The sequence below is a fragment of the Delftia sp. SD018 genome (assembly GCF_017355445.1).
Taxonomy (GTDB): domain Bacteria; phylum Pseudomonadota; class Gammaproteobacteria; order Burkholderiales; family Burkholderiaceae_C; genus Comamonas; species Comamonas acidovorans.
In genome coordinates, this window is the sequence record NZ_JADDRN010000072.1 from 1 (window position 1) to 689 (window position 689).

The following is a 689-nucleotide window of genomic DNA, read 5'->3' on the forward strand; positions in this document are numbered from 1 at the left end:
GCCGTGTTGGTGCTCGAACCCACAGCCGTCGGCACAGCTGGCAGGTTGAAGCTGGTGTTGCCACCGGCCGCGACCGAGGTCGTGAAGCTCACCGTGCAAGACAGGATCGCCGTGCCATTGCCCACGAAGGGGAAGGTGTTGGGCGTGCAGGTCGCGCTGGCCACGTTTGCACCGGTCGGCACGCCCGTGATGCTGATGCTCGCAGGCACCAGGTCCTTGATGGTCACGCTGGTGGCGGGGCCGAAGGCACCGGCAGCGTTGGACACGGAGAACGCGTAGTTGAAGGGCGTGCCCACAGCCAGGCTACCCGGGTTGGCCTTGGTAACCGTCAACGCAGGCGTGCCAGGCGTGACTGGAGTCACCGGTGTGGAAGCGCAGTCTGTTGTGCAGCCGGCCGTCGGATTGACCGGGCTGATGCCGCCCGACGGATCGTAGGAGGCCGTGTTCGTGCTCGAGCCCACCGCCGTCGGAACAGCTGGCAGGTTGAAGCTGGTGCTGCCACCGGCCGCCACTGCCGCAGTGAAGTTCACCGTGCACGTCAGCACGGAGCTGCCATTACCCGCAAACGGGAAGGTGTTGGGCGTGCAGGTCGTGCTAGCCACGTTCGCACCGGTCGGCACGCCTGTGATGCTGATGCCTGCCGGCACCAAGTCCTTGATGGTCAGGCTGGTGGCGGGACCGAAGGCACC

Annotated in this window: 1 protein-coding gene; it reads right to left on the reverse strand. The window is 66.3% G+C overall.

The annotated features are described in order from the left end of the window. A partial coding sequence (locus tag INR38_RS28580) for a hypothetical protein (RefSeq protein WP_207444613.1) occupies positions 1–689 on the reverse strand: 689 nt, incomplete at both ends.